At 58.6% G+C, this 14,573-nt stretch carries 13 protein-coding genes; 7 read left to right on the forward strand and 6 right to left on the reverse strand.

Annotation, left to right across the window (positions count from 1 at the left end; translation table 11 throughout):
- Positions 1–14: 14 nt before the first annotated feature.
- Genes secF through CHH27_RS05360 form a run of 3 tightly spaced genes read left to right on the forward strand, consistent with a single transcriptional unit; the run spans position 15 to position 2,234 of the window.
- Positions 15–965 carry a protein translocase subunit SecF gene (secF, locus tag CHH27_RS28280; RefSeq protein WP_094070668.1) on the forward strand — a complete coding sequence of 317 codons (951 nt, stop codon included), beginning with the start codon at positions 15–17 and terminating at the stop codon, positions 963–965.
- 13 nt (positions 966–978) lie between these two features.
- Positions 979–1,356: an Mth938-like domain-containing protein gene (locus CHH27_RS05355; protein ID WP_094070669.1), complete on the forward strand. Its 378-nt coding sequence runs from the start codon at positions 979–981 to the stop codon at positions 1,354–1,356.
- Between the two features lie 17 nt (positions 1,357–1,373).
- Entirely contained in the window at positions 1,374–2,234 is an 861-nt protein-coding gene (locus tag CHH27_RS05360) for a phytoene/squalene synthase family protein (RefSeq protein ID WP_247646194.1), read from the forward strand.
- 43 nt (positions 2,235–2,277) lie between these two features.
- On the opposite strand, the gene trmFO is transcribed toward CHH27_RS05360, so the two are convergent.
- From trmFO to uvrA, 4 genes are all read right to left on the reverse strand, one after another.
- On the reverse strand, positions 2,278–3,693 hold the full coding sequence (gene trmFO, locus CHH27_RS05365) for a methylenetetrahydrofolate--tRNA-(uracil(54)-C(5))-methyltransferase (FADH(2)-oxidizing) TrmFO (RefSeq protein WP_094070670.1): 1,416 nt from the start codon (positions 3,691–3,693) through the stop codon (positions 2,278–2,280).
- Positions 3,694–3,962: 269 nt separating this feature from the next.
- Entirely contained in the window at positions 3,963–4,112 is a 150-nt protein-coding gene (locus tag CHH27_RS05370) for a DUF1127 domain-containing protein (protein ID WP_094070671.1), read from the reverse strand.
- Between the two features lie 593 nt (positions 4,113–4,705).
- Complete coding sequence (locus tag CHH27_RS05375) at positions 4,706–4,855, reverse strand: DUF1127 domain-containing protein (protein ID WP_094070672.1); 150 nt, start codon at positions 4,853–4,855, stop codon at positions 4,706–4,708.
- Positions 4,856–5,095: 240 nt separating this feature from the next.
- Positions 5,096–8,026 carry an excinuclease ABC subunit UvrA gene (gene uvrA / locus CHH27_RS05380; RefSeq protein ID WP_198338354.1) on the reverse strand — a complete coding sequence of 977 codons (2,931 nt, stop codon included), beginning with the start codon at positions 8,024–8,026 and terminating at the stop codon, positions 5,096–5,098.
- A gap of 262 nt (positions 8,027–8,288) precedes the next feature.
- Between uvrA and CHH27_RS27555 the strand changes: the two genes are divergently transcribed.
- Both CHH27_RS27555 and CHH27_RS05385 read left to right on the forward strand, forming a co-directional pair.
- Complete coding sequence (locus CHH27_RS27555; protein ID WP_157738719.1) at positions 8,289–8,576, forward strand: hypothetical protein; 288 nt, start codon at positions 8,289–8,291, stop codon at positions 8,574–8,576.
- A gap of 22 nt (positions 8,577–8,598) precedes the next feature.
- On the forward strand, positions 8,599–9,156 hold the full coding sequence (locus CHH27_RS05385) for a single-stranded DNA-binding protein (protein ID WP_094070673.1): 558 nt from the start codon (positions 8,599–8,601) through the stop codon (positions 9,154–9,156).
- Positions 9,157–9,204: 48 nt separating this feature from the next.
- Here the strand turns inward: CHH27_RS05385 and CHH27_RS05390 are convergent, their stop codons facing one another.
- Positions 9,205–9,681, reverse strand: coding sequence for a hypothetical protein (locus tag CHH27_RS05390; RefSeq protein WP_094070674.1), 477 nt, complete (start codon positions 9,679–9,681; stop codon positions 9,205–9,207).
- A 490-nt stretch (positions 9,682–10,171) separates the two neighbouring features.
- Between CHH27_RS05390 and CHH27_RS05395 the strand changes: the two genes are divergently transcribed.
- Positions 10,172–12,166, forward strand: a complete 1,995-nt coding sequence (locus CHH27_RS05395; protein WP_094070675.1) for a murein L,D-transpeptidase — start codon at positions 10,172–10,174, stop codon at positions 12,164–12,166.
- A gap of 62 nt (positions 12,167–12,228) precedes the next feature.
- Here the strand turns inward: CHH27_RS05395 and CHH27_RS05400 are convergent, their stop codons facing one another.
- A complete protein-coding gene (locus CHH27_RS05400) occupies positions 12,229–13,389 on the reverse strand; it encodes a zinc ABC transporter substrate-binding protein (RefSeq protein WP_247646195.1) in 1,161 nt (386 codons plus the stop codon).
- A gap of 217 nt (positions 13,390–13,606) precedes the next feature.
- On the opposite strand from CHH27_RS05400, the gene CHH27_RS05405 reads away from it, so the two are divergent.
- The gene (locus CHH27_RS05405; RefSeq protein ID WP_094070676.1) at positions 13,607–14,467 is read left to right on the forward strand and encodes a PaaX family transcriptional regulator C-terminal domain-containing protein; all 861 of its coding nucleotides are present in this window, start codon (positions 13,607–13,609) and stop codon (positions 14,465–14,467) included.
- Positions 14,468–14,573: the final 106 nt, after the last annotated feature.

Consider the following 14,573-nt stretch of genomic DNA (forward strand, 5'->3'; position numbering starts at 1 on the left):
CGGGAGACAAACACATGTTGCTGAGACTCGTTCCGGACAACACGCATATCAAGTTCATGTGGCTGCGGAAGGTAAGCTTTCCGCTGTCCGTCCTGCTGGTGATTGCTTCACTGGCCGGTTTCTTCACCGTTGGCATGAATTACGGCATCGACTTCAAGGGCGGTACGATCATCGAGATCAAGACCGATGGGCCGGCCGATATCGGTGCGATCCGCTCCGAACTCTCCGAGCTCAATCTCGGCGATGTTCAGGTTCAGGAATTCGGCGCGTCAGACGACATTCTGATCCGTGTCGAAGAGCAGCCGGGCGGCGAACTCGCCCAGCAATCGGTCGTGCAGCGGGTGCGCACGATCTTTGCCGACGACAATGTCGACTTCCGCCGCGTTGAAGTGGTTGGACCGCGTGTTTCCGGCGAATTGGCCCAGGCCGGCGCCATTGCGGTGATTGCCTCGCTGCTGGCGATCATGTTCTACATCTGGTTCCGGTTTGAATGGCACTTTGCCATCGGGGCGATCCTGACCACCGCCAACGATGTGGTGATCACAATCGGGCTATTCGTGCTGCTGCAGCTGGATTTCTCGCTGTCGAGTATCGCGGCCGTTCTGACCATTATCGGCTATTCGCTCAACGATACCGTCGTGGTCTATGACCGTATTCGCGAGAATCTGCGCAAGTACAAAAAGCGCCCGCTGCAGGACATTCTGGATCAGTCGATCAACGAGACACTGTCCAGAACGACCATGACCTCCGTCACCACGCTGCTTGCGCTGATTGCACTTTATGTCTTCGGCGGTGAGGTGATCCAGTCGTTCACGCTGGCGATGATCTTCGGCATTGTCATCGGCACCTACTCCTCGATCTTCCTGGCAGCACCGTTCCTGATCCTTCTCAACCTGCGTCCGGACGCCCTGACCAAGAAGGACGATGACGGCAAGGCAGGCCCTGAGGCCAAGGCCTCGGCCTGAGCAAGGGCGGTCGATGGAAATTCGTGACGCACACTTTCCGGGCCGGGCGCCGCTGGATGCCTATGGCAATGGCGGTTTCCGGTTCGCGGACATGTCTCATCGCGGATCGCTGTTATGCGTTCCAAGCGGCATCTACGGCTGGCATCTGTCCAGTCCGGAAGAGCTGAGCGAAGAAGCGTTTCAACGGGTTTTCGAGGAACACGAAGACATCGAAGTTCTTCTGATCGGTACCGGCAAGGACCTTCGGCCCCTGCCGCAGGCACTCAAGGAAAGATTCCGGGCGGCCGGGATCCTGGCCGATCCCATGTCGACCGGAGCTGCCGTCCGCACCTACAATGTCCTCTTGTCCGAAGACAGGGCCGTTGCCACAGCGCTTTTGGCGGTGGACTAAGCACTCGCGCGAACCATATGGCGGTCATGACCACCGATTTCGATCACGCAGCGGACATTGTGCGCCGGTTCGACAAAGACCGGTATCTGAGTGCTTTGCTCGCGCCCGAAACGCATCGTTCCGGACTGATGGCTCTTTATGCTTTCAGCGCCGAAATCGCGCGCATCCGGGAACTTGTCTCCGAACCTTTGCCGGGCGAGATGCGCCTGCAGTGGTGGCGGGATCTCCTGGAAGGCACGGAACACGGCGCTGCCGCGTCCAATCCTGTCGCCAATGCCTTGCTCCAGACCATAGACCGCTACAAGCTTCCGAAAAAGGGACTGGTGGCGATGACCGAAGCGCGGGTGTTTGATCTTTACAACGATCAGATGCCGAGCCTGAACGATCTGGAGGGGTATGCCGGAGAAACCGTTTCCGGCGTGATCCAGCTGGCCTGCTTTGTCCTGAACGGCGGCAAGGACCCGGAAACGGCCACGGCTGCCGGCCATGCCGGCGTGGCCTATGCACTGACCGGTCTGATGCGGGCGCTTCCGTGGCACGGCTCCAGACGGCAGATGTATTTGCCGAAGGATGTCTGTGAGCGTCACAACCTTGATGTGGAGACCGTGTTTCGAGCGGAAACCACACCTGAGCTCGGGGCAGTCCTTTCAGAGCTGCGTAGTCATGTCCGCCATCATCTGAGCCGGGTGCAGCAAGCCGCCGGTTCCGTTCCGCCGGAATGCGACAATGCCTTTTTGCCGCTTGTTCTCGTGGAGCCCTTCCTGAAAAAGCTGGAAGCGCCTCGGCATGATCCGTTGAAACAGGTGATTGAACTGTCCCAACTCAGGCGTCAATGGCTGTTGTGGCGCGCCAGCGGCAGAGCGCTCTCCAGGATTTGATCTGCCGCTCGCCTGGCAAGCCGCATCATGGAAAACCGCGCACCTACTCCGCGGCTTCCTTTTTCAAACCGAGTTTGCTTTGCCAGACGGCAAAGTCCGTCTTTGCGCGGCTGGTCATGGCCAGCTTCTTGGCCCGGGCCTTGTCCTTGCCTTTCAGCCGTTTGCCGGTCTCATCCTTAGTGGGAGCCTCCACGGGCGGAAACAGGCCGAAATTGACATTCATCGGCTGGAAGGAGCTCGGTTTCCCGGCACCGTCATCGCGCGAAATGTGCCCCCCGGTGATGTGGCCGAGAAGGGCGCCCATTGCCGTGGTCTCGGGTGGTGCAATGATTTCGCGGCCATTTGCCTCCATCACGGAGAACAGGCCGGCGAGACAGCCGACGCTGGCCGATTCCACATATCCTTCGCAGCCGGTGATCTGACCGGCAAACCTGAGACGTGGGGCGGCCTTCAGCTGCAGCGAGCCGTCGAGAACCTTCGGTGAATTGAGGAACGTGTTGCGATGCAATCCGCCAAGGCGGGCAAACTGGGCATTCTCCAGGCCCGGGATCATGCGGAAGATGTCGGCCTGGGCACCGTATTTCAGTTTGGTCTGAAACCCGACCATGTTGTAGAGCGTGCCGAGCGCGTTGTCCTGGCGCAGCTGCACCACCGCATAGGCCTTGACGTCCGGATTGTGCGCATTGGTCAGACCCATGGGTTTCATCGGCCCGTGGCGCAGCGTCTCGCGCCCGCGCGCGGCCATCACTTCAATCGGCAGGCAGCCGTCAAAATAGGGTGTGCCTTCCCATTCCTTGAAGTCGGCGGTGTCGCCTGTCAGTAGCGCGTCGATAAAGGCCTCGTACTGGTCCTTGTCCATCGGACAGTTGAGGTAGTCCTTGCCCGTACCGCCGGGGCCTACCTTGTCATAGCGCGACTGGAACCAGGCTTTCGACAGGTCGACGCTGTCAAAATGGACGATCGGTGCAATGGCGTCGAAGAAGGCGAGCGCGTCCTCGCCGCTTTTTTCAAGAACAGCCTGGGACAGGGCAGGCGACGTGAGCGGGCCGGTGGCGATGATGACCTTGTCCCAGTCCGCCGGAGGCAGACCGGCAATTTCCTGGCGATCGATCGTCACGCGCGGATGATCTTCAAGGGCCTTGGTAACCGCGTCGGAAAACCCGTCCCGATCCACGGCAAGCGCGCTGCCGGCAGGAACCTGATGGGCATCGGCACAGGCCATGATCAGGGAGCCAAGCTGGCGCAATTCGTGGTGGATCAATCCTACTGCGTTCTGTTCGGAATCATCGGATCGAAAGGAGTTGGAACACACCAGTTCGGCAAGTCCGTCCGTCTGGTGGGCGTCGGTCTTGCGGACCGGCCGCATTTCATGCAGCACAACGTCAAGACCGGCCTGTGCGATTTGCCAGGCAGCCTCGGAGCCTGCAAGACCGCCGCCGATGACATGAATGGGGCTCATATTTGTTCCCTGGAATAAGCGGGCATGCGCGGATGAAACCAGGTTCCAGCGGAGCAGGCCAAACAACAGTTTGCAGCCCTGATACAGATTACCGGCGCATTGCGCAACGATGGCAGCGGGATCACGGCAGCTCAGGGGGCAGAAACGAAAAAACGCTCGCCGGTGGGAGGAGGATCCGGCGAGCGTTTTTATGAAACTGCGTCCCCGAAGGGGCGCAGGCTTTGCAATCCGTTGGCTGGGAGGAGGATGCCGCGGGACTGCGAAACTTTTTATTTCGCGGACTGGCGCGCGTAATGCGCAATGTCGCCGCGGGCAATGCCCAGGTCGTTCAGTTCACGATTGGACAGGTTGGACAGCTCGTCATAGGTCTGACGGAAGCGTTTCCAGTTGTTGAATTTGCGAACAACAGTATCGATCATGCTTTAGGCCTTTCGCTTTATCTCTTGGCCATGGCACCGCGGATCGGCGTCTGGCCCGTTCGTCTTGATGACTGGAAGATAGGGATATTGTGCACTGCGAGGTAGAGGGGAAATCGCGAAGCAGCTATGCAGAAAATGCAGGTTTATAAACGGTTAAACCGCTAATTGATCCATAATTGATCCCGCCTGGCGCATAGCTGCGCGCATTTCATGCTGCATATGCGAAGGGTTGGGCTATCTGAAACGGAAAAAGCCCTCCTGAACTGGAAGGCAATCGGCGGCTCTGCACCGCGTTGGCAGGTCTGTATCTCTTCGCTTGAGGTGACAAGTTCGCAAGCGCAAACCGAAGCTACGCCGGCACGTCTGTCGCACGCACGTATTTGTCACCACATGCTCAGCAAGGATGCTTCATGGCTAGCGGAGGTCGGGAAGGTCAGGAAGAAAATCCAAACGCCAGACAAACGAACGCCCGCCAGTGGGAGGAGGTACTGACGGGCGTCGTTTCGACGTGACAGGGCTGGGAGGAGGATGCCCTGCGTGTCACACGCCCGTCGGCTGGGAGGAGGATGCCTAGGGACGCGATTCTATATGTGTCAGCCGTTGTGACGGCGAGCGACGAATTTGATGTCGCTCCGGCTGATGCCGAGGTCGGCGAGCTCACGCTGGGAAAGGCGGGACAATTCGTCAACCGCGCGGCGGTAGCTTACCCAGTTGTTGTAGCGTTGGCGCACTGTGTCGAACATTTTGTTTTTCCTTATTTACCGAAACGCAGCTGCGTTCCGCGCCGTTGTTGATCCCTATATATTTCACCGCCCGAATTTAAAGAAGTGCCATATCTGCAAGTCTGATATGCATGTGGTGCAATGCAGCAAAAATTGAAGATGCTTTGCGCAGGTGATTCGAAAAAGTGTCATGAAAACAAAAGGCAGAGCCAGTGTGCGCTGCAAACTGGTTCTGCCGTTGGGGCACTTCAGGTCGGGTGTTTATTCGGCCGCATCCGGAGCGCGCTGAGGCCGGCGCTGCAGCAGTTCCTGCAGGAACTGACCGGTATAACTCGCCTGGACTTCAGCAACGTCCTCCGGCCGCCCGGCCGCGACAACGGTGCCGCCGCCATCGCCGCCTTCCGGGCCGAGATCGATGATCCAGTCCGCCGTCTTGATCACTTCCAGATTGTGCTCGATCACAAGAACGGTGTTGCCCTGGTCGACCAGCTCGTGCAGCACGTCCAGCAGTTTGGCAACGTCGTGGAAGTGAAGCCCAGTGGTCGGTTCATCCAGGATATAGAGCGTCCGGCCCGTGGACCGCTTGGAGAGTTCCTTGGCGAGCTTGACCCGCTGCGCCTCACCACCGGAAAGCGTTGTCGCCTGCTGACCGACCTTGATATAGCCAAGACCTACCCGGGCAAGGGTTTCCATCTTGTCACGCACGGAAGGAACGGCTGAGAAAAACTCGGCGGCTTCCTCCACGGTCATGTCGAGGACATCGGCGATCGACTTGCCCTTGAACTCAACTTCCAGCGTCTCGCGATTGTAGCGTTTGCCCTTGCAGACGTCGCAGGTGACATAGACGTCCGGCAAGAAGTGCATTTCGATCTTGATGACACCGTCGCCCTGACAGGCTTCGCAGCGGCCCCCCTTGACGTTGAAGGAGAACCGGCCCGGCTGATAGCCGCGCGCCTTGGCTTCCGGCATGCCGGCGAACCATTCGCGGATCGGCGTGAACGCCCCGGTATATGTGGCCGGGTTCGAACGCGGTGTCCGCCCGATGGGCGACTGGTCAATGTCGATCACCTTGTCGAGCACTTCCAGGCCCTCGATGCGGTCATGCGGAGCCGGATTGTCGCGAGCGCCGTTGAGACGCCGTGCCGCGGCCTTGTAGAGCGTGTCGACCAGGAAGGTGGACTTGCCCCCGCCAGAAACGCCCGTGACGCAGGTGAAGGTGCTCAGCGGCACGTCGACATCAAGGTCCTTCAGATTGTTGCCGCGCGCGCCGCGCACGGAAATCTGGCGCTTCTTGTTGATTTTCCTGCGCTCATCCGCGCGCGAAATCATCATTGCACCGGACAGATATTGCCCTGTGAGGGACGCCGGGTTTGCCATGACTTCCGCCGGTGTGCCCTTGGCAACGACTTCGCCGCCATGAACACCGGCGCCCGGACCGACATCCACCACATAATCGGCCGTCAGGACGGCATCTTCGTCATGTTCCACGACAATCACGGTGTTGCCGAGGTCGCGCAGGTGCTTCAGCGTTTCCAGAAGCCGGGCATTGTCGCGCTGATGCAGGCCAATGGACGGTTCGTCGAGAACGTAAAGCACACCGGTGAGCCCGGATCCGATCTGGGAGGCCAGACGAATGCGCTGGCTTTCACCGCCGGACAGCGTGCCGGAGGCCCGTGACAGGGTCAGGTATTCCAGTCCGACATCATTGAGAAACTTCAGGCGTTCGCGGATTTCCTTCAGGATGCGGCCGGCAATCTCGGTCTGTTTTTCATTGAGCTGGCCCGGCAGCGTTTCAAACCAGTCGCTGGCCTGGCGGATGGAGTATTCGGTCACTTCTCCGATGTGCTTGCCGGCGATTTTCACGGCCAGTGCTTCCGGTTTCAGGCGGAAGCCGTTGCAGGCCGGGCAGGCGTGGTCCGACTGGAAGCGGGCCAGTTCTTCCCGCACCCAGGTCGATTCCGTTTCGCGCCAGCGCCGTTCAATATTGCCGATGACACCTTCAAAGGTCTTCTCAGTCCGGTAGGAGCGGACGCCGTCGTCATAAACAAACTCGATCGCGGTCTTGCCCGTGCCGTGCAAGATCGCGTCCTGAACCTCTGCGGGAAGGTCCTTCCAGGGCGTTGCCATGGAGACGTCAAAGTGACTGCACAAGGCCTCCAGGGTCTGGGCATAATAAGGGGAGGTGGAACCGGTCTTGGCCCAGGGCAGCACGGCCCCTTCGCGCAGCGACAGGGAATGATCCGGAACGACCAGGTCTTCCTCGAACGCAAGGGTCGTGCCCAGGCCGTCACAGGTTGGGCAGGCGCCGAAAGGGTTGTTGAACGAAAAGAGGCGCGGTTCGATTTCCGCAATGGTGAAACCGGACACCGGGCAGGCAAACTTCTCAGAGAAGATAAGCCGCTCCGGGTCGCCGTTCTCGTCGGTCTTGTCGGCAAATTCGGCGATGGCGATGCCGTCGGCGAGCTTCAGCGCCGTTTCGAGGGAATCTGCAAGCCGGCCGGCGATATCATCGCGCACGACAAGCCGGTCCACGACCACATCGATGTCGTGCTTGAACTTCTTGTCGAGGGCAGGGGCATCGGCAATCTCATAGAAGGTGCCGTCGATCTTGACCCGCTGAAAGCCCTTCTTCATGAGTTCGGCCAGCTCTTTGCGGTATTCGCCCTTGCGGCCGCGGACCATTGGGGCCAGCAGATAAAGTCTTGCACCTTCGTCCAGGGCAAGCACACGATCGACCATCTGGCTGACTGTCTGGCTTACGATCGGCAGTCCCGTGGCGGGTGAATAGGGAATGCCGACGCGCGCGAACAACAGGCGCATATAGTCATAGATTTCGGTCACGGTGCCGACGGTGGACCGCGGGTTCCGGGACGTTGTCTTCTGCTCGATCGAAATGGCCGGAGACAGGCCATCGATCTGGTCGACATCCGGTTTCTGCATCATTTCCAGAAACTGCCGGGCATAGGCCGACAGGCTTTCCACATACCGGCGTTGGCCTTCGGCATAGATCGTGTCGAAAGCCAGGGAAGACTTGCCCGACCCGGACAGACCGGTCATCACGATGAGCTTGTTGCGCGGCAGATCGAGATCGACCCCCTTCAGGTTATGTTCCCTTGCGCCACGAATGCTGAGCATCTTGGTGGGGTCGTTTTTCCAGCTGTCATCCGGCTTTGCGCCTTTGGATGTCGTCATTGCCATTCTTCCTGATCTTCTGCGTGACGCCGTCAACAACGTCGCGGACGCCTGGATGTGAGGTCACCAAACCGTCCGTTTGCACCGATATAGCAGTTTCGCGCTGCGCTTCCAGCAGGGCGTGGTCGAGTGGCAGCAAATTCCGGCTTTCCCTGCATCGACCAATTGAATCGGTTGTACAGAAGTGATAAGAACAAAACAAGTACATAGCCCAGGTTGCGTCAGGAAGATCTCCGCTGCAGCGGTGCCGAAGCGTGACGCGGTGAGCCTTGTCGTCCTGACAAAAAAATTGACGCAGGGGAACAAAAGCGGGGCAAACTGTAACGAGGTGCAATCAGGGGTGGTGGTGCTGCTGCCGAAACTGTTGCCTCGGCAAGGATTGTCAGTCCTTCGACCGGTGCTGCCTTGTGGAAAATGGGTGAAGGTGCCGGAAAATGAAGGCGAGGCGGTTGGCGGGCCGCTAGGGTTCTGGTTTCTAGCAGCAAGGCTGGCAGCGCAAGGAAACAAGATAATGAACGGCCGGATTGCAGAGGCGGTTCGGCAGCGCTGAAAGAGAACAACAGGAGTGCAGAATGGCGGGCAGCGTCAACAAAGTCATCTTGGTCGGCAATCTTGGGGCCGATCCGGAAATTCGGCGAACCCAGGACGGGCGACCGATCGCCAATCTGCGGATCGCTACGTCAGAATCCTGGCGCGACCGGAACAGCGGCGAACGTCGCGAGAAAACGGAGTGGCACCGTGTGGTGATCTTCAACGAAGGTCTTTGCAAGGTTGCCGAGAGTTACCTGCGCAAGGGATCCAAGGTCTATCTCGAAGGCCAGTTGCAGACACGCAAATGGCAGGACCAATCCGGTCAGGACAGGTATTCCACGGAAGTGGTCCTGCAGGGTTTCAATTCAAACCTCACCATGCTGGATGGCCGCGGTGAAGGTGCCGGTGCCGGCGGCGGTCTTCCGGACTATGGCAATGACAGCCAGGGCGGCGGCGGAGGCGGCTTCGGTGGCGGCTCTGGTGGCAGCTTCGGCGGTGGCGGAAGCGGCGGCGGCTATGGCAGCGGTTCCAGCGGTGGTGGTTATGGCGGTCCCTCCGGTGGCGGCGGCGGCCCGATGGATGACGAAATTCCGTTCTGATTTGACACGCTTTGCCGGATGGCCGCATGAGGCCGTCCGGTTTCCAGTTTAGCCGCCGATTGTTGGATCATAAGGCGTGCGCGGATCATCCACGCCGCCATAATATTCTTTCGGTGTGCCGAGGCCGCAGTGATAAACGGCTTCTTCTGCACTCGTGTTGCCGCCTGTGATCGGCGCGCCGTTATAATGCGCCAGCTCGTGAATGAGCGTTGCAAGCACCATCCAGCGCCCCATGTTGAACGCCCGGTCTCCAACGGCGATTTCCCCGGATGGGGCATGGATCTCTCCGTGCAGCGGCGAGATCGTCGGTCCGTAATTGACCCAGATGCGACTGTCGTTGATGAGACTGGTCAGGCTGCGGCCCTTCGGCAGCGTTCGGAAATAGGCGTTACAGGACGGGTTGTTCTGCACCATTTTGAACAGCTTGGACCGCGCCCATTTCAGTTGTGAATACTGCGAGGCGTTGAACTTCTTGTATTTCAAGACGGGCGACACATGATCTCCGACATTGAACTGGAACGGCATCTTTCACTCCGGCGGAACGTTCACGTTCTTGTGAGCCAGGTTATAGGCTGGCCGATCTGAAGCAGTCGTGATGCTTGTCACGTCAGCGCCGAATGTCCGGAGGTCGGCTACAATCCCGGCCTCTTCCTGACAGGCCTTGCCAGTTTTCGCCTAATGAAATCGACTTTTAGCTGTAGGGCGAGTAGCGGTTCTATTTTAGGGTGGTGTGGACGCGGCAATATCGTCACACCGACGTGATTTCAAAAGCTGTGTATGACACTTGGCCTTAACCGACTGCACAAGCCTGTTGTAGTATTAACCCCTATCCGCAGGTCATTTGAGCTGGTTGGGCCCATTGGGCCGAGAGCCGCTGCGGAACAGGGTCCTTCACTGCCACCAGCGCCAGACAGCGCGGCGGCATGGATTGGATGCCAAGGCAGGGAAAATTTACGGCTGGTCACGGCGGGCGTGGTGACGGGTCTCAACGATTAAAACATTTCGGATGTTGGCAATGCGCGCAAGAAACAAAAGAGACTTTGGACGGGAACGAGACACCGGGTTGACCCTGCCGGAAAGGCGGAGAGGGACAGTCTTCGGGCAGTCTCTGAAAGTTGCCCTGACAGCATCGGTGCTTGCCACCGGGTTCAGCGTCACGACAGTCGACACAGCCAGTGCGCAGAATTTCTTCCAGCGCCTGTTCAATCCGGAACAGCAGCGCCGTGCCCAGGAGCAGCAACGCCAGGAACAGCTGCGCCAGCAGGCGACCCGGGTAAAGGTTTCTGCGCCGCGCTATTTGAACTACACGGCGGACGCCTGGAAAAAGGTTTCTCTTGCCGAGCTGTCGGAGAAGAAGACGGCGGAAGTCCAGCCGTCTGAAACCGATGGAACGGATCTGGAAACCCAGTCGGCTCAGACCGATGCTCAACCGGTTGCCCCCCTGGTTCTGACGGCGTTTGATGAGGCCCGTCCAGCGCTCAAGGACATGACGCTGACCACATTGCCGGAAGTCGGCGAGGCGCTGATCGCCTATTATCGTGAGCATCCGGACTTCGTCTGGATCGAGGATGGCAAGGCCACCGTAAAAGCGGCTGAACTGCGTCGTGCATTGGCCGACGCAGCACAGTTCGCGCTCAACCCGGCTGACTATTTCGTGGCACTGCCGGCGACCGCCGGGCTTGAAGGTGAGGCACGCGACGCGGCCTTGATGCGATTTGAGATGGAACTGAGCGCGGCGGCCCTGACCTATGTTCTCGATGCCACCCGCGGCCGGGTCGATCCGAACCGGATTTCGCAATACCACGATCTGCCACGGCACGAAGTGGATCTCGTAGCTGCGCTGGAAATCCTGAACGGGTCCGGCAATGTCGGCGCAAACCTTGCCTCTCATCAGCCGCAAAATGCGCATTTCAAGGCGCTGAAGGAAGAACTTGCGCGTCTGCGGGCAGAAGACGAGGAAGCGGACCAGATCGTGATTGCGCCCGGCACGTTCCTGAAAGCCGGCAAGTCCAGCCCGGAGATGAAGAACATTGTCGCGGCGATTGCCAAGATCGCATCGGAAGAGCTGAAGACGACTCACGCCGAAACGCTTGCCGCCTATGTGGACGGTGAGGTTTACACGCCGGAACTGGTAGCCTTGGTGAAGTCCTTCCAGAAGGAAGCCAAGCTGACTCCGGACGGTATCGTTGGCAAGAACACCATCAAGGCCATGGTCGGTGAAACCAATGCTGCCAAGATCGCCAAGGTTGAACTTGCGATGGAGCGCAGCCGCTGGATTCCGGAAGAGCTCGGAGAGCGCAAGGTCTTCATCAACCAGGCAGCCTTCACCGCGACCTACAGCGCACCAGGCGAAGATCCGCTGCAGATGCGTGTGGTTGTCGGCAAGAAATCCAACCAGACCAACTTCTTCTACGACAAGATCGAGATCGTTGAATACAACCCCTATTGGGGCGTTCCTTATTCGATCATCGTCAATGAGATGCTGCCGAAACTGGCGCAGGATCCGAGTTACCTGGACCGTGCCGGCTATGAAGTGTCAACGCCAGGCGGACGCAAGGTGTCGTCTGCGTCGGTCAACTGGTACGCGGTTGCCAGCAAGCAGCAAAGCATCAATGTGCGCCAGTATCCCGGGCGCTCGAATGCCCTCGGTGAAGTCAAGATTCTCTTCCCGAACAAGCACCATATCTACATGCACGACACGCCGGCCAAGAGCCTTTTCAAGAAGGATGTCAGAGCGTTCAGTCACGGCTGCGTCCGGCTTCACGACCCGAAAGCGATGGCAGCCGCGGTGCTCGGTAAATCGAAAGATTATGTGACCTCGCGCATCGCCGCAGGCCAGAACGAGCAGGAGAAGGTAACCGGCGACATTCCGGTCTATGTGTCCTATTTCACAGCCTGGCCGGATCTGGACGGATCGATCGCCTTCTATTCCGATATCTACGATCGGGACCGGCATCTGCTGAAAGCGCTGGAGAAGACGGAAACCCTGCGCGCCAAGGCAAGGTCCTGACGCCAGCTGTCCCAAAAGGCATTCCAAAAGAAAACCGCCGGTCAGTGACCGGCGGTTTTTTGTCAGCTCTCGCCACCCAGGCAACTGCTTAGAGACGCTGCCAGACCTTTGAGAAGATTGGGATAAAGGTCCGGTCCGTTTTGCAGCTCGGTGCCAAGCGGGTCCAGCGTTCCAACGCGGGCATCGCTGCCTTCGATGACAACATCGACGAGCTTGGCATCGAATTGAGGTTCCTGGAACACGCAGGTTACGCCCAGGTCCTTGATCTGATGCCGGATCTGGTCGACGCGTTCGGCGCTTGTGAGCGCTTCCGGCGACAGGGTAATGGAACCGCTGGCTTCGACATCGAAATGATGTTCGAAATGGTGGTAGGCATCGTGAAACACGATAAACGCCTTGCCTGCTGCCGGTTCCAGGTCATGTTCCAGATCGTGCTCAAGCGCTTCGATCTGTTCCGAGAAGGCCTGTGCGTTTTTCTGGTATGTCGCCGCATTGTCCGGATCGACCTTGGACAGCGTTGCCGCCATTTGTGCGGCGATCGCAATGCCGTTATCCGGGTTCAACCAGATATGGGCGTCGCGTTCCCCTTCATGGTCATGGTCCGCTTCGGCATGCTTTTCATGATCATGATCATGATCATGATCATGATCGTCGTGACCAAGCTCGGCTTCGGCATGCTTGTCGTCGTCGTGCCCGTGGTCATCGTGGTCGGCATGTTTTTCATGATCGTGGTCGTCGTGACCATGCTCGGCTTCGGCATGCTTGTCGTCGTCATGCCCATGATCATCGTGGTCGGCATGTTCTTCATGATCGTCATGACCATGTTCAGCTTCCGCATGGTCGCCATGTCCATGGTCGTGATCATGGGCGTCGAAATTGGCGCCCTCCCGGATGCCGAGATGGGAAACACCGGGTGCATTGATCAATTCGACAATATCGGCGCTTGCCGCGAGGGAGGAGATCGGCTTTTCAAGCGACGCACTCAAGTCCGGACCGATCCAGAACACCACGTCGGCGTTTTGCAGCTGGGACGCTTGTGCTGGTTTCAACGCAAAGCCGTGCGGGGAGGCGGCGCCGTCTATCAGAATGACTGGTTCGCCAACGCCCTTCATCACGGCGGCGGCAATCGAGTGGACCGGCTTGATGGACGTGACAACAGAAGGTGCATCAGCGAGCGCGCTCGCGGACATGGCCAGAAGGGCACCACCGGCAGCTGACGCCATGAGGCTGGATTTCCTGCGACGGTTCAATGGACGAGAAAACGAGGAAGTCATGCGGATCATCCGTGAGTGTGTAATTTTATAACGCGTAATCCTATAACGTTACAAAATCGCCTGCGCAAGCAAAAGCGTCTTGCGTCGAAAAGGAGCGCACCGCCGCACTTGGATTGAGCAAACGCGCCGGGTAATCTGCTGCCATTGCACTCGGAACAGGATTCAAATGTTCGATATCAGGGACACTTCGGCCAATCACTTTCTGCGTCCTCTTCCGCCCAAGGCCGCCCAGTTGATCGTGACCATCTATGGAGACATCGTTGAGCCGCGCGGTGGTGTACTCTGGATCGGTGATCTGATTACTCTTTGCGCGGATTTCGGCGTCAACGAATCCCTCGTGCGGACCGCCGTGTCCCGGTTGGTGTCAAAGGGCCAGCTCAAGGGCGAGCGGGAAGGGCGGCGCAGTTTTTATGGCCTGACCGCTGCTGCCCGAAAGGAATACCACCTTGCGGCTGACCTGTTTTTCGGCCCGGCCGAGGCCGACTGCGACTGGATCCTCACATTGTGCACAAGCGCTGCCGAACAGTCCGAACTCCTTGGAAGCGGGTTCGTTCAAATCAGCGGCAACATGTTCATGGCCGCAAACCGGCCGGACCGGCCGCGTCTGGGATTGCCGTTTCGGGCAAGTGTGTTGGCAGACGACACGGAGAGCTTGAGAGAACTCGCCTTTCAGGCGTTTCGTCTGAAGGATCTAGCGCGGGACTATGCGTTGTTTTCAGAGACATTTTTGGACATGCAGCGCCTGGTGAGCAAAACCGTCCCACCGAAAACCGCGCTTCAATACCGGCTGGCTCTTGTCCATGCCTATCGCGACATAAAACTGCGCGATCCGAGATTGCCGAAGACGGTTCTGCCCGACGACTGGCCGGGCTTCGCCGCGAGAACCTTGTTTGCAGATCTTTACCGGCAACTGTCAGTGCCGGCCGATACCTTCATCGGGGAACATCTCTTCGACAGAAACGGTCCATTGCCCGTACAGCCTGACGCCGTCAGAAGGCGACTGGAAACCCTTTCCGCAACGTCCTGATCAGGTCAGATTTACCGATGTTGGTGGCGTTGGACTCAAAACATCACACAAAAAATCAAAAAGAAACTTTTTCTGTGACGTATTGTGCGCTACTCTCCTCGAAGGT

Origin of the sequence: Labrenzia sp. VG12 (assembly GCF_002237595.1) — a bacterium.
Taxonomy (GTDB): domain Bacteria; phylum Pseudomonadota; class Alphaproteobacteria; order Rhizobiales; family Stappiaceae; genus Roseibium.